This window comes from Thermoleptolyngbya sp. M55_K2018_002, assembly GCF_015295965.1.
Lineage (GTDB): Bacteria > Cyanobacteriota > Cyanobacteriia > Elainellales > Elainellaceae > Thermoleptolyngbya > Thermoleptolyngbya sichuanensis.
Map to the genome: position 1 here is coordinate 1 of NZ_DVEA01000254.1, position 15,903 is coordinate 15,903.

Here is a 15,903-nt window from a genome sequence, read left to right on the forward strand (position 1 = left end):
CAGGCTGCGCCCGCGAGAAATCGCCCAGCCGCGTAAGTCCTACCAACTGCGTAAGTCCTAAATGAAGCACTTGTAAAGCACTCGTCAGGCGCAGAGGCTAGGGGCTGTCATCAATGGTCTACCTAGCATATCTACTCAACATCTGGTTGCTTGGAAGGTTCAGCCCCTAGCCTGATTTGTTTGGAAGGGCGCGATACGGCTGATTCCTCAAGGCTTCTGAAGTTAACGTATCGGAATTAATGCCGCGCTCTAGGACTTGCTGAGCCAGAGGGCTATGGGAAAGATCAGATACTCCAGGAAAAACAGCTTCCAGATGAACTGATAGAACTGGGCGATCGCCCTGCGGTCGTCTAGATTGACCTGTCGCTGTTGCCACCAGAGGGCCGCCAGCGCCAGTCCGTGCGTCGCTATCAGCCAGCCCGTAGAGGCGCGAGACAGAGCAGGTGCAGCCACAATGATGCCCCCATAGCAAGCGCTGATCAGTCCCAGCACGATGCGAAACACGGGGCGCTTGCCCAGACTGAGGGCAAAGGTGCGGATGTGGTATCGGCGATCGCCCTCTAGGTCGGGAATGTCTTTGCAGAGGGCGATCGCCCCCGTGAAGCCAAGAATGAACAGCGTCAGTGCCCAAACTTCTGCCGGGATGCCGCTGGGCAGCCCCAGCCCGTTGCTAAAGTGCAAAAACAGCCCCAGGTTTACAATCGCGCCGCGCACCGTGAAGATACACAACGAGGCCCACACAGGAAACCGCTTCAGACGGATGGGCGGCAATGAGTAGGCTGTACCAATTAGCAGGCTGAGTCCGACCGTCGCCAGCAGCCAGGGCCCACCCCCCGCCGCCAGCATCAACGCCAGCAGCCCACAAGTTACCACAATTGCCCAGCCCTGCTGCCGCGAAAACTCGCCCGATGCCAGCGGCAGGTGTGGCTTGTTGACCCGGTCAATATCCACATCCTCAAGCTGGTTTAGCCCAACGATGTAGACATTACCGCAGAGACAGGCGAAGAGGGCAATTCCCACAAGGATCGCTTCGCGAATCGCCACGGCTTCCCACGAGGTACTGAACGGTTGGGCAACTTGAGCGCGGGCGATCGCAAAAATTCCCGCCACGCTGAGCGTTGTCCCGATAATCGTATGGGGGCGAGAAAATTTCCAAAAAGCGTAGAGCGCAGTAGATACAGTAGAAGCTGACTTAGGCGAACGATCATCCATTAGAAATTCACTAAGCGTGTATGGGTATAGCGGGTGCATGATCCGGTGCAACTTCTGGCGCAACATCCGGTGCAACAGATCATGCAATCATGCAAAACATTGAACTCCCGCCTCCACCGTGCCGATCCTCGGTCAGCGGATCAGTGGAAATACGGGAAATCCTGTCAGGACTTAGGATAGTTCACCTGTTGGGCGATCGCACGTTCCCTTGCCCAAAAGTCCCGTGGCCAGTCCGAAAAACTGACCCGCTTTTTCCCGACTCGCAAATTTGCTGCATAACCTGGGAATCGAGGGGTTAGGGTTCACAAAAACGGAGCCAAGTCAGGACTGACCCGCTCGAAGCCGCCGAGCCTAAATCCCTCAGCCCTCCTACTCTCAACTCGCGCTCTCACCGCTATCCATGTCTACCTACGCCCAGCACGCCGGCCAACACCTCGCGCAACTGCTCCAGTCGCGCACCGTTCCTCAGCTTGAGCAAGCCCTCCAGCCCAAGCCCCAGGAGCCGCCGCCCCAGTTTCCTGGCGGGTCGCGGATTACGCCTGCTGCCGTCGATCGCCGCTGGAAGGCCCTGGGCGCAGCAGAGAATCTGCAAGCTGCCCTGCTCGATCCGCAAACGGCTGAGCAGATGCAGGCTTACCGCAACAACATTGAGAACTTCATCGGCACGGTCAAGGTTCCTGTCGGTATTGCCGGGCCGCTGCGGGTGAATGGCCTGTTTGCCCAGGGCGATTACTACGTGCCCCTGGCAACGACGGAAGCGGCGCTGGTTGCCTCCTATAGCCGGGGGGCACACCTGCTAACGGCGGCGGGCGGCTGCACTACACTGCTGCTCAATGAGGGACTGGGTCGCGCTCCAGGCTTTGCCTTTGCCAATTTGATCGATGCAGGCAAGTTTGTCATGTGGGCGATCGCCCAGCAAGACACCTTCCGCCAAGTCGCCGAAGCCACCACGCGCCACGGCAAGCTGATCGACCTGCGGGTAACCGTCGAGGGCAACCACGTCTACCTCGACTTCCAGTTCACCACGGGCGATGCCTCCGGGCAAAACATGGTCACCATCGCCACCCAGGCCATTTGTGACTACATTCAGCAGCACGCGCCAATCCAGCCGCAGTATGCCTTCGTAGAAGCCAACCTGTCGGGCGACAAGAAAGCCAGCGCCCAGTCGTTTCTGTCGGTGCGCGGCAAGAAAGTCACCGCTGAGTCCACACTGCCCGCCGATCTGGTCGCAAAATGCCTGCACGCCACGCCCGCCCAAATGGTGGACTATTGGCGGATGTCGGCCCTGGCAGGCACGCTGACGGGCACTATCGGCGTGCAGGGGCACTACGCCAACGGCCTCGCCGCCCTCTATCTCGCCTGCGGTCAGGATGTCGCCTGCGTCGCCGAGTCTGCTGTGGGTGTCACCCGGTTTGAAGTCACGCCCGACGGTTCCCTCTATGCCGCTGTGACCCTGCCGAATCTCGTGGTGGGCACGGTCGGCGGCGGCACGGGACTGCCTAGCCAGCAGGCCTGTCTAACCCTGCTGGGACTGGCTGGTAGTGGTCACGCCCGCGCCTTTGCCGAAGTTTGCGCCGGACTGCTGCTGGCGGGCGAACTTTCAATCATCGGCGCGCTGACCTCCGGTGAGTTTACCCGCGCCCATGAGCGGCGGGCCCGACGAAAGGGGAGCGGAGAGGGAGAGCAAGCATGAAGGGATGGGGTGGTTTTTACTTTCTTCGCTCCTCCGCCAACACCCAACCCTCACTCTCCCCACACATGCACCACCAACTCCCGCGTATGACTGTGGCGGCGGTGTTCCCAGATGTAGATGCCCTGCCAGGTTCCCAACAAGAGCCGACCGTTACCCACAGGGATTTGTTCGGAGGTATGGGTTAGCACGGTGCGGATGTGGGCGGGCATGTCGTCCGGCCCTTCGGCGCTGTGAATGTATTGATAGTCTTCGGGAACCAGTTTTGACAGAAAGGTTTCTAGATCCCGCAACACGTCGGGATCAGCATTTTCCTGAATGATTAGGCTGGCAGAAGTGTGGCGCAGGAACAGATTGCACAGTCCGGTGCGAATGCCCGACTCGGCGACGACCTGCGCCACCTGAGCCGTGACTTTTTGCAGCGTTTTGCCTTGGGTAGAGATGCGGAGAATTTGCTGGTGCTGCATGGTCGAGGCAGAGTTCTGTTGAGGCGGATTTATGTTGAGACGGATTTATGTTAAGGCGGATTTATGTTGAGACGGATTTATGTTGAGGCGGATTTATGTTGAGGCGGATTTATGTTGAGGCGGAGTTAGGAATCAGGAATCGGCGTGGAATTTGCGAGATTGCCAGACGTAGAGCCGCCAGATCAGCCGACACAGGGCGTAGAAGGCAACAGTGAGCAAGACCACACCCAGCGCCAGGAAGACGAATTGCAGCAGGGCACTGAGAAAGACAGCGGCGACGAGGGCAATCGCTATCAGGTTCACCACCCAGTCGAACGGGGTGCGGCGATGGGGGGCGATCGCCTCTGGGCAAAACGGCTGGGGATACAGCACCTCCGACTCCTCAGCAGACAGGTCTGAGCAGGGCAGCGGCTTGGCAAAGGTGGACTGGACGACATTCATGAATCGTCAGAGTATTCGTCATCATCAACGCGAACCATTTTGACCCAAAGTGGGAAGACTGAGCAGTGTTTGCAGTGACACAAATTTTGCAGTGCCACAAAGAATGCTACTCGTGCTACGCCGCTGCGCTAGCCTGGAAACGCAGCAGGCGATCGCCGCCTAAACTTACCTAGGCCCCTTCTGGGTGGGAATTAACCTTACGCGCTGACTGGAGCATGGCATTGAATCAGGACGAGAGCGACTCGCGAAGCGATTCCTCCGGGAATTGCCCGATGATGCGCCGCTGTTTGGAGCTAGCCCAGCGGGCCCGGGGCCAGACGGCTCCAAACCCGATGGTGGGCGCGGTGGTGGTCAAAGACGGGCAAATCGTGGGCGAAGGCTTTCACCCGCAGGCGGGGCAGCCCCACGCCGAAGTATTCGCGCTGCGAGAAGCGGGCGATCGCGCTGCGGGTGCAACGGTTTACGTCAACCTGGAGCCGTGTAGCCACTTTGGCCGCACGCCGCCCTGTGCCGATGCGCTCATTGCGGCGGGCGTGGCGCGGGTGGTGGTGGGCATGGTCGATCCCAATCCGCAGGTGGCAGGGCGCGGGCTAGAAAAGCTGCGGGCGGCGGGCATTGCCGTCACAGTAGGCGTAGAGGAAGCGGCCTGTCAGGCGCTCAACGAACCCTTTGTCTACCGCATGACGCACCAAAAGCCCCTGGGCATTTTGAAATATGCCATGACGCTGGATGGCAAAATCGCCACGACGACGGGCCATAGCGCCTGGGTCACGTCGCCCGCCTCGCGCCAAGTGGTTCACGACCTGCGGGCCGGGTGCGAGGCCGTGGTTGTAGGCGGCAACACAGTGCGCCGCGACAACCCGCTGCTGACCAGCCACGGACAGGGCCACAATCCGCTGCGGGTGGTGATGAGCCGCCATCTCGATTTGCCCGCCGACGCGAAGCTCTGGCAGACCGACGAAACGCCCACCGTCGTTTTCACCGAAACGGGCGCAAATCCCGACGTTCAGCAGCACTTGCAAAAACTTGGCGTGGAGGTGGTGGAGCAGGCGGATTTAACGCCCGCAGCGGTCATGGCGAATCTCTACACGCGCGGCGCAATGGCTGTGCTGTGGGAATGCGGCGGCACGCTGGCAGCAAAGGCGATCGCCGATGGATCTATCCAAAAAGTCCTCGCCTTTATCGCACCCAAAATCATTGGCGGCGCAGCGGCTCCGTCTCCCGTCGGCGATCTGGGTTTGACGCTGATGACCGAGGCGATCGCCCTGGAGCGCGTCCAGTGGCGGGCGATCGGGCCAGACCTGCTGATCGAGGGCTATTTGCAGCGTTAACGGTCAGCGTCATGCTCTCCGGATTCCGGCTTGAACTGCCCGGTTTCTGAAATCCACTCCCTGAAGCCCTGCACCCGTTCTCGAATCGCTGGATACAGCCAGTCGTCGTATTGCGGATATACGGGCAAGCGGGGCACGAGTCGCCAGCCTCCGGGCCGAAGCTGCGCGGCTAATGCATCGGCTTTTGGATGGGCGTAGTCAGGATTCACTTCATCAATGGGGCTGATGCCGCCGAGGTCGGTGGCTCCGGCGGCGAGGCAGTCCAGCAGGGTTTGGGGCGACACCAAGTTGGGAGGAATTTGGAGGGCGATGTCGGCGGGGAGGAGCTGGCGGGCGATCGCCACGGCCTCTGTCAACTGTTCCGGCGCAAAGGGTTCGCCGATTTCGGTCTGCGAGGAACCGGGGCTGTGGGGCTGCAAAATCACCTCCTGAATATGCCCATAGCGGCGATGGAGGCGGGCGATCGCCGTCAGCGTGTCTACCCAGTCGGCCGCCGTTTCGCCAATCCCCAGCAGCAGCCCCGTGGTAAAGGGAATCCGCAGTTCTCCCGCCCACTCAAGCTGTTGCAGGCGGACTTCTGGCTGCTTGCTGGGTGCATGGCGATGGACGGTCTGCATCAGGGCGGGCGTGACCTGCTCCAGCATTAGCCCCATCGAGGCGTTCACCTGCTTCAACTGCGCCAGTTCCTCATAGCTCAGCGGGCCAGCGTTGGTGTGCGGCAAAAAGCCCAGCCGCAGCGCCAGGTCGCACAGGTCATAGATTCGCTGAAACCAGGCAGTCCGGCGATGACTTTTGGGATGCACCTCGCCGCTCAGCACCAGCGCTTCAATGACGGAGCCACGGGGGAGCGATCGCAGCCTGAATTCTGCCTGTTCCAGCGACAGCCACCGATCGGTTCCCGGCTCGGCGCGAAAGTTGCAGTAGGTGCAGCGATTAAAGCATTCGTAGGTCGGAACGAGCGTGTAGGACGGGCTATAGGTGACGCGGCGCATTTGGACGGACGCTGGCAGGGAGGTTAATTCAGATGAAGTTTGCAATACTGTGGACATGACCCATCGTGCGGCAGTGTCAGCGTTAAGTGTCAGCGTTAACAGCATTATTAATTTCAGCATTAATCGAATCTGCTCCTGTCCTAATCCTCCCATTGCCCTGATACAAACCCTTTTCCCACAATGCACCCCCTGCTCACGGGCCCACTCACCCTCGAAAGCGTTACCGTTCGCATCGCCGACCTACCGCCCTCCTGCGACGGGCTACGAATTGCCCAGCTTTCCGACTTTCACTACGACGGGCTGGGCCTGTCGGATGAATTGCTAGAAGAGGCGATCGCCCTTGTGAACCGCCTCCAGCCAGACCTAGTGGCGCTGACGGGCGATTTTGTCACCCACGACCCCAGCCCCATCGAGCCGCTGTCCAGGCATCTCAGGGCGCTGCACAGCCGACTGGGACGCTTTGCAGTGCTGGGAAATCACGATTCCTATCGACCCGGCGCGGCGGATTATATTACTCGCACGCTCACTGCGGCCGGCATCGAGGTGCTGCGAAACCAGATTGCCTATCCGCTGGGGGATGCCCTGCCGCTGGTGGGGCTGGCGGATTTTTGGTCGAAGGCGTTTTCACCCAAGGTGCTGGAGTCGCTGCCGTCCGACAGGCCGAGCCTGGTGCTGTCGCACAATCCCGACAGTGCGGCGGCGTTGGCCAACTATCGCGTAGACTTGCAGCTTTCGGGCCACACCCACGGCGGGCAGATCGTGATTCCTGGCGTGCGATCGCCCCAGCAGTTGTATTTTGACCTCTGCGCCAAGCTGCCCTGCGCCGTTCGCCGCTGGCTGCCCTTTGGCAATAGCGCCTGTGCCCGCGTCGTCCGCCATTGGGACTGGGCCCAGGGATTGCATTCGGTCGGACGCAATCAGCTTTATGTGAATCGAGGTCTGGGCACTTACTTACCCGGCCGCTTTCTCTGCCCGCCAGAGGTGACGCTGCTCACCCTCCGCCCGTTTTGAGGAATGCTGAATCGAAGCAATCTGGAATCAAAACAAGACCACCAAAGCGCAGAGTACTGCTCACGAAAGGCAACGGATGAGAGCAAGCTCCGAGATCCCTCACCCTACGCCAAGCAGCACTCTGGGCGATCGCCTTAATCATGAAAACTGACACGTCAGCGAGATGTCAGCGGGATTACAGTCCCAAATCTGCAAGAATATCCGTTGCATGGGTTTCGGTCTTTACCGAATCGTACACCTTGGCAATCTTACCTTCACCGTCGATCACATAGGTCACGCGCTTGGAATAGCCGCCGCCGTCTACATCGTAGGCGCTGGTCAAGATGCCGTCCACGTCTGCCAGCAGCGGGAAGGGCAGGTTGAACTTTTGCGTAAAGGCCTGGTGCGAGGCTTCGTCATCGCGGCTCACACCGAACACCACGATATCTTTGCCCTGGTAGGCGCTATAGGCATCGCGGAAGCTGCACGCCTCCTTGGTGCAGCCGGGGGTGTCGTCCTTGGGGTAGAAATACAGCACGACGGTCTTGCCTGCGTAGTCTGCCAGAGACACCGTGTTGCCGTTCGTATCTTTGACCGTGAAGCCGGGGGCGTGAGCGCCAACAGAAAGAGCCATACCAAAAATCCCTTAAGTGTACACTCCGTCACAGATTGTAAGGGTAAAGTGGCTTATCCAAACACACTGCAAAAAAACTCGATCGCCTCCTTCAGCGCCGCAATGAAGGTGTCGATTTCTTCCTTGGTGTTGTAGAAGTAAAGGCTGGCGCGGGCAGTGGATTGGGCTTTGACCTCACGGTGCAGCGGCTGGGTGCAGTGGTGTCCGGCGCGGATGGCGATGCCTGCCTGGTCGAGAATGGTGGAAAGGTCGTGGGGATGCACTGCGCCCGTAGTAAAGGCGGCCAGGGCAGCGCGTCCTTCACCACGGGCATCGGGACGGGGGCCGTAGGTGCGGACTTCGGGCAGTTCCGCCAGCCGCTGGAACAGGTAGGCGGTGAGGTCGGCTTCGTAGGCGTGAATCTTGTCCATGCCGATGGCGCTCAGGTAATCGACAGCCGCACCGAGGGCGATCGCCTCTGCAATGGCTGGCGTTCCCGCCTCAAATTTGTGGGGAATGTCAGCATAGGTGGCGTGGTCGAGGAACACGTCGGCAATCATCTCGCCGCCCCCCAAAAACGGCGGCATTGCCCGCAGCACCTCTTTCTTGCCGTAGAGGAAACCAATGCCCGTGGGCGCACACATCTTGTGGCCCGAAGCCACCAGCCAGTCGCAATCCATCGCCTGCACGTCAATCGGCATGTGGGGCACGCTCTGGCAGGCATCGAGTAGCACCTTCGCGCCGACCCGATGGGCAGCGGCGGTGATGTCCGTCACGGGGTTAATGCAGCCCAGCGTGTTGGACACATGCACCACCGACACTAGCCTGGTTTTGTTCGACAGCAGCGATTGATAATGCTCGAAGTCAAACTCTTCCGTCTTCGTCAGCCGCACAAACTTCAGCACTGCCCCGGTCTTTTGCGCCACCAGTTGCCAGGGAATCAGGTTGCTGTGGTGTTCCATCACCGTCAGGATGATCTCGTCCCCCGGTTGCAGCGTGTTCATGCCCCAAGCGTAGGCAACGAGGTTGATGGCTTCGCTGGCATTGCGCGTGTAGATGATTTCTTCGCGGTGGGCGGCGTTCACAAACCGCTGCACCTTATCTCGCGCCCCCTCGTAGGCATCGGTGGCCAGCCCGCTGAGGGTATGCACGCCGCGATGCACGTTGGAGTTATAGCGTTTGTAATAGTCCTCCAGCGCATTCAGCACCGCCAGCGGCTTTTGCGACGTGGCGGCGTTGTCAAAGTAAACCAGCGGCTTCCCGTGAATGTCCTGGTGCAGGATGGGGAAGTCGGCGCGGACTTTGGTAGCGAGGGTGCGTTCTTGGGCAAGGGTCATGGCAGGGGTTTGGAATTAAGGGTCTGGAACTAGGAGTTTGGGCGAAAGAGGGGTGAGGAGGCAAGCGACTCCCGCAGCGAGGCAATGGGAATCTTCTCTAAAATTTCGTAGGCAAAGGCGTATATCAGCAACCGCTGGGCGCTGGCGGCATCAATCCCCCGGCTTTGCAGGTAAAATACTTCGTCGGCCTCAAGCTGGCTAACGGTTGCGCCGTGGGTGCATTTCACGTTGTCGGCGACGATTTCAAGCTGGGGCTTGGTGTCAATCCGCGCTTTGGACGACAGCAGCAAGTTGCGGTTAAGCTGTCCAGCATCAGTAAGCTGCGCGGCTTGCGGCACGAATACCTTACCGTTGAAGATAACGTGAGCGCGATCGCCCACGATGTTTTTCTGCAACTGGCGCGTGGTGCAGTGGGGCTGGCGGAGGGCGATCGCGCTGTGCAGGTCGCTTTCCTGGTCGCCCGTGGCCACGGTCAGTCCGTTCAGCGTCACCTCGGCCTGGTCGCCCGTGGGATGCACCTCTAGATGATGGCGCGACAGGGCCGCCCCCAGGCTGAGGGCATTGCAGGTGTATCGGGCGCTGCGCTTTAGGGAGACAGCGGTTTTGCCAATGTGAACCGCAGTTCGGCTGTCGCGCTGGAGGCGGGTATGGTTCACCGAGGCGTTGTCGCCCAGCCAGATTTCGGTGATAGGGTTGACGAAGTAAGATCCGTCGGCTCCGTCGGCGATCGCCAGATAATCTTCCAGCAGCGTGATCGAGCTATTCGCCTCGGCGACCACCAGCACGCGGGGCTGGCTGAAGGTCGGTGGGTCTGCCGCAGTGGAGACAAACAACAGCCGAATCGGTTCTGCGGCTTCCACGTTCTTGGGCACAAACACAACCGCCACATCGCTCAAGCCAGCGGTGTTCAGCGTGGTAAATAGCTCCTCGGCGTTGGGCTGCTGAGCTAGATAAGGCTGGAGTCGTTCTGTCCAAGCAGCATCCAGCCCTGCCAAGTTGGCCACCGTCACGCCCGATGGCAAGTCTCCCAGCGCCGACAGGCTCTCGGAATACACGCCGTTGACGAAGACCAAGCGACGGCTGGCGGTTTCCGGCATGAAAAACGCTTCCAGGTCGTCTAGTCGAACAACAGGATTGGCCGCAGCCGTCGTCAGCTTCAAGCTGAGCAGCGCCGACAAGTCGTTAAACCGCCATTCCTCATCGCGGCTAGTCGGAAACTCCTGCTCCTGAAGCTGACCCAGAGCGCGATCGCGCAGTGGCTTCAGGGCTGCAATCTGAGACGGAATCGCCTGCGCCAACTGCCGCAAGTGCTGAAGGAACTCGGCCCGCTGAGCAGCGGCTTGCGATATGGGTGTACTCACCTCTGGGGAAACTTGGACTGTCATCGTGCGATCGCCCCCTATGCCTTCACCGTCGCGTCTTCCAGCACCCACTCATAGCCGCGCTCCTCTAGCTCCAGCGCCAGTTCCTTCGTGCCGGTGCGGATAATTCGACCATTCGCCATCACATGCACATAGTCGGGCACGATGTAGTTCAGCAGGCGTTGATAGTGCGTGATCACCAGCATGGCGTTCTCAGCGTTCGCAAGCTGGTTTACGCCATCTGCCACCACCTTCAGCGCGTCAATGTCCAGTCCCGAATCCGTTTCGTCTAAAATCGCCAGCTTCGGCTCCAGCAGGGCCATTTGCAGGATTTCGTTGCGCTTCTTCTCACCACCCGAAAAGCCCTCGTTCACGCTGCGGCTGAGAAAAGATGCGTCCATCTTTACCACGTCCAGCTTTTCGCGCACCAGTTCGTCGAAATCAAAGGCATCCAGTTCTTCTAGCCCCTGGTGCTTGCGCTTGGCATTGTAGGCGACGCGCAAAAAGTCTAGATTGCTCACACCGGGAATCTCCAGCGGATACTGGAAAGCGAGGAAAATACCAGAGCGCGATCGCGCTTCAGGTTCCATCTCCAGCAAATTCTGCCCCAGGTAAATCACCTCGCCACCCGTTACTTCATAGTCCGGATGTCCAGCAATCACCTTAGAAAAGGTGCTTTTTCCAGAGCCATTCAGCCCCATAATGGCATGAATTTCGCCCGCCCGAATTTCCAAATCCACACCCTTCAGAATCTCCGTGCCGTCCACCTCAGCCCTGAGATCCTTCACCGATAAAATCACATCGTTACTACCAATCATGGATTAGATTTCCTCTCTTACGCTGCGCTCTCTGTTATTGACTCAAAGCTATTGACTTAAAGTTATCGACTCAAAGTTATTAACTCAGATCTAGTTCAGATCTAATAGTGATATCGACTATGGACTATTGATTCAGGTATCGATTCAGAGTTGTCCAATTCGCTTCAGAACTTTGTAAGCATCATAAATTCCATTGACTCGGTTTCGGGTCGCAAACTGGTCAGACAACGCATACTGAGTCTGTTTTTCTTCAGGAGAATCTATACCGCCACGCCGGACAAGCTTCACAAACAAAAAAGCACCGCCTGTCGCAATTAATCCAAAGCACGGCCTATCGGAATTGGGACTCGCCAGCATGTAGGTGAGAAGCTGCGTCAATCCTACCTCGGGCGCAAAAGAAAACTCTTTAGACTCGATGACCAGCGTCCAAAACTGTTCCTTCAGCAGCAAGACATCAATTTGTCCCTTCACGACTAAGCCGTCATCTTCTGCCAAAATCTCCACAGATTTCTCAGCCCGAATATGGAATGGGGGTAGATAAAAGCCAGCCAAAAAGAGCATGGGCCCAAGCACTGCCATCTGCACCGCTCTCTCCAAAAAGGGAGGACTTTCGAGCAGATTCAGATATCCTGCACGCACCCGATCTAGAAATTGCCGCTCAGATTCTGTGATTTCTGGTAAATCAACTCTCCATTCCCAGAAAAATGACTCATCCTCAACTAACGACAACCCAAAGTTGTGAGTCAGCGTTTGCAGGTCAGTTGCTCTAGCTTGGAGAGTTTGCACCATGACTCCATCAGGCTCCTAAACTACCCAACGCTGCCTTCGAGCTTTAGCGCCAAGAGGCGATCGGCCTCCACTGCAAATTCCATCGGCAGTTGGTTAAACACGTCCTTGCAGAAGCCGCTGATCATCATGGAGATGGCATCCTCAACGGAAATGCCGCGCTGCTGCAAGTAAAATAATTGGTCTTCGCCAATCTTGGACGTAGACGCTTCGTGTTCCACCCGTGCCGTGCTATTTTGCACTTGGATATAGGGGAAGGTGTTTGCGCCAGCAGTGTCGCCAATCAGCATCGAGTCACACTGGGAATAGTTGCGTGCGCCGTCTGCCTTGGGGCCAATCTTCACCAGCCCGCGGTAGCTGTTTTTTGACTTGCCTGCGGAAATGCCCTTGGAAATAATCGTGCTGCGGGTGTTTTTGCCAACATGCACCATCTTAGTCCCCGTGTCGGCTTGCTGCATATTGTTGGTCAGGGCAACAGAGTAGAACTCGCCCACGGAGTTATCGCCCACCAGTACGCAGCTTGGATATTTCCAGGTGATAGCAGACCCCGTTTCGACTTGCGTCCACGAGATCTTGGAATTCACGCCCTGACACAGGCCGCGCTTCGTCACAAAGTTGTAAATGCCGCCCTTGCCGTTTTCGTCTCCGGCGTACCAGTTTTGCACGGTGGAATACTTGATTTCGGCATTGTCTAGTGCGACTAATTCCACCACAGCGGCATGGAGTTGGTTCGTGTCGAACATCGGCGCGGTACAGCCTTCCAGATAGCTAACGTAGCTGCTTTCTTCTGCGACAATCAGCGTCCGCTCGAACTGTCCGGATTCACCATTGTTAATCCGGAAGTAGGTCGAAAGCTCCATCGGACAGTGAACGCCCTTGGGAATGTAGACGAACGACCCGTCGGAAAACACCGCTGAATTGAGCGCAGCAAAGTAATTGTCTGCAACCGGAACAACGCTGCCCAGATACTTCTGAATCAGATCCGGATACTCACGCATCGCTTCCGAGATCGAGCAGAAGATGACTCCCTCCTTCGCCAGCTTTTCGCGGAAGGTCGTGGCGACCGAAACGCTGTCGAAGATGGCATCCACCGCCACGTTGGACAGTCGCTTCTGCTCCGAAAGTGGAATGCCCAGCTTTTCAAAGGTTTCCAGCAGGGTTGGATCAACGTCTTCCAGGCTGTTGAGTTTTTTTGCCTGCTTGGGCGCGGAATAGTAGACGATGCTCTGATAGTCGATCGGCGGATATCCCACCGCAGCCCAGTTAGGTTCCTCCATTTTGAGCCACTGGCGATAGGCCTTGAGGCGAAACTCCAGCATAAATTCTGGCTCGTTCTTTTTAGCAGAGATGAGCCGCACCACGTCTTCGCTTAGCCCACGCGGAATAGTGTCGGACTCAATCTCGGTGACAAAGCCGTATTTGTAGGGCTGATTTACAAGAGATTTGACAGAGGTAGACATTTTGAGGGTTAAGGGATTGGGTGTTTGGAATTGAGGACTGGGCGCGAAGGGGAGGGTGGTACTGACCTAGATTCAGCTTGGCGAAGAGAACCAGTTGGAACAGGGAACCGCATAAGCCAAATGCATCTGTGATGAAATGCTTCTGCAGTGGCTGCTCCGGTTCCCTAGACTCGACTTCTAGTACTGGCTTGTAACTCCGCGGATTTCGTCGAGGCTAATTTCCTGCTTGTCGCCTGCAAAGTCGTTGTCGGGGGTGAGAAAGAGCATACAGTGACATTCTTTGCGTTCGCGCATGGGGACGCAGGGGCAGTTCCAATAAGCTGCGGCCGCTTCGGCTTCTTTATCTTCGTAGTGGCGGCAGGGGCAAAGGGGCGCACCCAGGTCGTCTTTGTGCTTGGCGAGGCCTTCGATGACCACTGCCGTAACGCCTGGATCAACGCAAAAGTAGGTGCCAGTGCGCTTTGCGTAGCTTTCTGCGAAGCTCCGCATCAGTTCCAGGTTCTTTTCAGAAGCTTGAGTTGGTTTTTCCATGAGTAGGGCGACAGCGCGAACGATTCATGCCTATAATTAAAACAACTTGAGAGTTGCTTTAGTTCTATTGTAAAGGTACTTTAGCAACACTTTAGTTGTCAAAGTTAATTGTAAGGCGTTTCGACGCTTTTGAGGGACGATGACCGCAACTCAGCAACCGTCCACCAAGCAAGACATTCTGCACTACCTCGCCAAGCAGGGGCAGGTGAGCGCTCAGGCTTTGGCAGAGCATTTCGGAATTAGCCCCCAAGCGATACGCCGTCATCTAAAAGATCTGACGGATGAGGGTTTGGTGGAACATGAGGCGATGCAGGTAGGGATGGGTCGCCCCAACTATCTGTATAGGCTGAGTCGAGAGGGGCGCGATCGCCTGCCTGAGCGCTACGACGAGTTTGCTGTGTCTTTGCTGACGACTCTGGCACAAACCGTCGGCCCTGATCAGATGGGGTCCATTCTTCGCAAGCAGTGGGAACAAAAAGCCCTGGAATATCGCAAGCAGGTCGGTGCGGGCACGTTGCAAGAGCGAGTCATGCGGCTGGTTGATCTGCGAAAAGCCGAAGGCTACATGGCCGAGTGGCACTTTGTTGAACCTGAAGACGGGGCGGAGCCGCAGTTCATTATTACGGAATATAACTGTGCTATTTCGCACATTGCTGAGTCGTTTCCCAGCGTGTGTGGTCATGAGCTAGAAATGTTTGAGATGGCGCTGGGAGACTGTCGCGTTCAGCGAACGCACTGGTTAGCCAATGGAGAACATCGCTGCGGCTACCTGATTCAGGCGCAGTAGCGCTCGGTTTCCGCAATGCATCTTTCCACAATGCATCTTTCCACAATGCGTCGGTGATCATGCATCGGTGATCATGCATCGACGGTTTTGATGGAGCAACTGGCTGGGCGATCGCCCTTCTGCCTATCCTCCTCACGATAGGCTTGCCTGAGTGTTGCAGGGTTGTTAAACCTGACGCTTTGCGTAAAGAGTTGGGGCATAATGAACGAAACTCTTCCGAGGCAAAATCTCACCCGCCTTCGGTCTTGCCCAGGTCTGCATTGCCTACTCGTCCCCCCTCTTTCAACCACTCACCTTACTCATGACGCACTTTCGCTCGCTCAATGCCTCCTTGCTCTTGTCTGTGGCTTCTCTCCTGATCGGGCTAGGGACACCAGCCTACGCCCAGAGCGCCACCCAACAAGGCAGGACGATGTATAACCCCATCCCTCTGCCTTCCAGCAATGAGGTGACGGACACCCTTTCGGACAAGGATATTCCGACTGGATTTGGGGGCTTTGCTCGCGATTACGTCGTAACTTTTCAAAAGGGCGACCAGGTGGTGATGGATCTGCTCTCCGACGAATTCGACACCATCATTACGCTGATTGCGCCCGACGGCACCACTATTGGCGAAAATGATGACGGCCCCGATGGAACCACTAATTCGCTGCTGTTTATGCGGATTACTCAAGACGGCAATTACATTCTGCGGGTGCGTCCCTACGGCGGCCAGGGCAGTGGGCGGTTTACGCTAAAGGTGACTCGGCTACGCCCCATCTAGCCATGCTGGAGGTTAAAGACAGAGAAAATGGCGATCGCCCTTCAAAAGGGGTTGCCAAGATCTCTCAAAGTCTGTTAGCTTAATTAAGCGCTGAAGTTTTCCAAAGGCGTTTGGGTTGCTCCAAGCCTTCAGGAAGCTTCATCTGCCGGGATAGCTCAGTTGGTAGAGCAGAGGACTGAAAATCCTCGTGTCGGCGGTTCAAGTCCGCCTCCTGGCATTTATTCTAGGTCAGTGAATGAGACTCTTACGTAAATGACGTGAATTCGGGATAAGCTGAAACCCTTGCTATTCCGTACGTGTCGTGCACGGAATAGCAAGGGGTTT

16 protein-coding genes and 1 tRNA gene are annotated in these 15,903 nt (G+C 57.3%); 6 read left to right on the forward strand and 11 right to left on the reverse strand.

The window, feature by feature from the left end; genetic code table 11:
• Window positions 1-249 precede the first annotated feature (249 nt).
• Window positions 250-1,212 (reverse strand): homogentisate phytyltransferase, encoded by a 963-nt coding sequence (locus IGS51_RS12565; RefSeq protein ID WP_297078703.1) that lies wholly within the window; start codon window positions 1,210-1,212, stop codon window positions 250-252.
• Between the two features lie 400 nt (window positions 1,213-1,612).
• Between IGS51_RS12565 and IGS51_RS12570 the strand changes: the two genes are divergently transcribed.
• Window positions 1,613-2,905, forward strand: a complete 1,293-nt coding sequence (locus tag IGS51_RS12570; protein WP_297078704.1) for a hydroxymethylglutaryl-CoA reductase — start codon at window positions 1,613-1,615, stop codon at window positions 2,903-2,905.
• Between the two features lie 50 nt (window positions 2,906-2,955).
• Here IGS51_RS12570 and IGS51_RS12575 read toward each other — a convergent pair whose 3' ends face one another.
• Together IGS51_RS12575 and IGS51_RS12580 are read right to left on the reverse strand one after the other, a co-directional pair.
• Window positions 2,956-3,369 carry a secondary thiamine-phosphate synthase enzyme YjbQ gene (locus IGS51_RS12575; protein ID WP_297078705.1) on the reverse strand — a complete coding sequence of 138 codons (414 nt, stop codon included), beginning with the start codon at window positions 3,367-3,369 and terminating at the stop codon, window positions 2,956-2,958.
• Between the two features lie 132 nt (window positions 3,370-3,501).
• Window positions 3,502-3,810 (reverse strand): hypothetical protein, encoded by a 309-nt coding sequence (locus IGS51_RS12580; RefSeq protein WP_297078706.1) that lies wholly within the window; start codon window positions 3,808-3,810, stop codon window positions 3,502-3,504.
• A 215-nt stretch (window positions 3,811-4,025) separates the two neighbouring features.
• Between IGS51_RS12580 and ribD the strand changes: the two genes are divergently transcribed.
• The gene (ribD, locus tag IGS51_RS12585; RefSeq protein ID WP_297078707.1) at window positions 4,026-5,141 is read left to right on the forward strand and encodes a bifunctional diaminohydroxyphosphoribosylaminopyrimidine deaminase/5-amino-6-(5-phosphoribosylamino)uracil reductase RibD; all 1,116 of its coding nucleotides are present in this window, start codon (window positions 4,026-4,028) and stop codon (window positions 5,139-5,141) included.
• Here ribD and cofG read toward each other — a convergent pair.
• Window positions 5,138-6,133, reverse strand: coding sequence for a 7,8-didemethyl-8-hydroxy-5-deazariboflavin synthase subunit CofG (gene cofG, locus IGS51_RS12590; RefSeq protein ID WP_297078717.1), 996 nt, complete (start codon window positions 6,131-6,133; stop codon window positions 5,138-5,140). The two genes, ribD and cofG, sit on opposite strands and share 4 nt — an antisense overlap.
• Window positions 6,134-6,313: 180 nt before the next feature.
• Between cofG and IGS51_RS12595 the strand changes: the two genes are divergently transcribed.
• Window positions 6,314-7,144 carry a metallophosphoesterase gene (locus IGS51_RS12595; RefSeq protein WP_297078708.1) on the forward strand — a complete coding sequence of 277 codons (831 nt, stop codon included), beginning with the start codon at window positions 6,314-6,316 and terminating at the stop codon, window positions 7,142-7,144.
• Window positions 7,145-7,319: 175 nt separating this feature from the next.
• Here IGS51_RS12595 and IGS51_RS12600 read toward each other — a convergent pair whose 3' ends face one another.
• The 7 genes from IGS51_RS12600 to IGS51_RS12630 form a co-directional block, all read right to left on the reverse strand.
• Window positions 7,320-7,757: a peroxiredoxin gene (locus IGS51_RS12600; RefSeq protein WP_297078709.1), complete on the reverse strand. Its 438-nt coding sequence runs from the start codon at window positions 7,755-7,757 to the stop codon at window positions 7,320-7,322.
• Window positions 7,758-7,810: 53 nt separating this feature from the next.
• Window positions 7,811-9,073: a SufS family cysteine desulfurase gene (locus IGS51_RS12605; protein ID WP_297078710.1), complete on the reverse strand. Its 1,263-nt coding sequence runs from the start codon at window positions 9,071-9,073 to the stop codon at window positions 7,811-7,813.
• A 29-nt stretch (window positions 9,074-9,102) separates the two neighbouring features.
• Window positions 9,103-10,458: a Fe-S cluster assembly protein SufD gene (gene sufD / locus IGS51_RS12610; RefSeq protein ID WP_297078711.1), complete on the reverse strand. Its 1,356-nt coding sequence runs from the start codon at window positions 10,456-10,458 to the stop codon at window positions 9,103-9,105.
• Between the two features lie 14 nt (window positions 10,459-10,472).
• A complete protein-coding gene (sufC, locus tag IGS51_RS12615; protein ID WP_297078712.1) occupies window positions 10,473-11,252 on the reverse strand; it encodes a Fe-S cluster assembly ATPase SufC in 780 nt (259 codons plus the stop codon).
• Between the two features lie 144 nt (window positions 11,253-11,396).
• Complete coding sequence (locus tag IGS51_RS12620; protein WP_297078713.1) at window positions 11,397-12,041, reverse strand: restriction endonuclease subunit R; 645 nt, start codon at window positions 12,039-12,041, stop codon at window positions 11,397-11,399.
• Window positions 12,042-12,061: 20 nt separating this feature from the next.
• Complete coding sequence (gene sufB, locus IGS51_RS12625) at window positions 12,062-13,498, reverse strand: Fe-S cluster assembly protein SufB (RefSeq protein WP_297078714.1); 1,437 nt, start codon at window positions 13,496-13,498, stop codon at window positions 12,062-12,064.
• 177 nt (window positions 13,499-13,675) lie between these two features.
• Window positions 13,676-14,029, reverse strand: a complete 354-nt coding sequence (locus IGS51_RS12630; RefSeq protein WP_277774012.1) for a ferredoxin-thioredoxin reductase catalytic domain-containing protein — start codon at window positions 14,027-14,029, stop codon at window positions 13,676-13,678.
• A gap of 139 nt (window positions 14,030-14,168) precedes the next feature.
• On the opposite strand from IGS51_RS12630, the gene sufR reads away from it, so the two are divergent.
• The 3 genes from sufR (at window position 14,169) to IGS51_RS12645 (ending at window position 15,796) form a co-directional block, all read left to right on the forward strand.
• Complete coding sequence (gene sufR, locus IGS51_RS12635; RefSeq protein WP_297078715.1) at window positions 14,169-14,816, forward strand: iron-sulfur cluster biosynthesis transcriptional regulator SufR; 648 nt, start codon at window positions 14,169-14,171, stop codon at window positions 14,814-14,816.
• Between the two features lie 301 nt (window positions 14,817-15,117).
• Entirely contained in the window at window positions 15,118-15,579 is a 462-nt protein-coding gene (locus IGS51_RS12640) for a PPC domain-containing protein (protein WP_297078716.1), read from the forward strand.
• A gap of 144 nt (window positions 15,580-15,723) precedes the next feature.
• A tRNA-Phe gene (locus IGS51_RS12645) sits at window positions 15,724-15,796 on the forward strand.
• Window positions 15,797-15,903: the final 107 nt, after the last annotated feature.

Bases quoted from the DNA above. Each gene is read 5' to 3' on its own strand.
- IGS51_RS12620 (WP_297078713.1), bottom strand. From the start codon at position 12,041: ATGGTGCAAACTCTCCAAGCTAGAGCAACTGACCTGCAAACGCTGACT.
- IGS51_RS12565 (WP_297078703.1), bottom strand. From the start codon at position 1,212: ATGGATGATCGTTCGCCTAAGTCAGCTTCTACTGTATCTACTGCGCTC.
- IGS51_RS12570 (WP_297078704.1), top strand. From the start codon at position 1,613: ATGTCTACCTACGCCCAGCACGCCGGCCAACACCTCGCGCAACTGCTC.
- IGS51_RS12605 (WP_297078710.1), bottom strand. From the start codon at position 9,073: ATGACCCTTGCCCAAGAACGCACCCTCGCTACCAAAGTCCGCGCCGAC.
- IGS51_RS12595 (WP_297078708.1), top strand. From the start codon at position 6,314: ATGCACCCCCTGCTCACGGGCCCACTCACCCTCGAAAGCGTTACCGTT.
- sufB (WP_297078714.1), bottom strand. From the start codon at position 13,498: ATGTCTACCTCTGTCAAATCTCTTGTAAATCAGCCCTACAAATACGGC.
- cofG (WP_297078717.1), bottom strand. From the start codon at position 6,133: ATGCGCCGCGTCACCTATAGCCCGTCCTACACGCTCGTTCCGACCTAC.
- IGS51_RS12575 (WP_297078705.1), bottom strand. From the start codon at position 3,369: ATGCAGCACCAGCAAATTCTCCGCATCTCTACCCAAGGCAAAACGCTG.
- sufD (WP_297078711.1), bottom strand. From the start codon at position 10,458: ATGACAGTCCAAGTTTCCCCAGAGGTGAGTACACCCATATCGCAAGCC.
- ribD (WP_297078707.1), top strand. From the start codon at position 4,026: ATGGCATTGAATCAGGACGAGAGCGACTCGCGAAGCGATTCCTCCGGG.
- IGS51_RS12580 (WP_297078706.1), bottom strand. From the start codon at position 3,810: ATGAATGTCGTCCAGTCCACCTTTGCCAAGCCGCTGCCCTGCTCAGAC.
- sufR (WP_297078715.1), top strand. From the start codon at position 14,169: ATGACCGCAACTCAGCAACCGTCCACCAAGCAAGACATTCTGCACTAC.
- IGS51_RS12630 (WP_277774012.1), bottom strand. From the start codon at position 14,029: ATGGAAAAACCAACTCAAGCTTCTGAAAAGAACCTGGAACTGATGCGG.
- IGS51_RS12600 (WP_297078709.1), bottom strand. From the start codon at position 7,757: ATGGCTCTTTCTGTTGGCGCTCACGCCCCCGGCTTCACGGTCAAAGAT.
- IGS51_RS12640 (WP_297078716.1), top strand. From the start codon at position 15,118: ATGACGCACTTTCGCTCGCTCAATGCCTCCTTGCTCTTGTCTGTGGCT.
- sufC (WP_297078712.1), bottom strand. From the start codon at position 11,252: ATGATTGGTAGTAACGATGTGATTTTATCGGTGAAGGATCTCAGGGCT.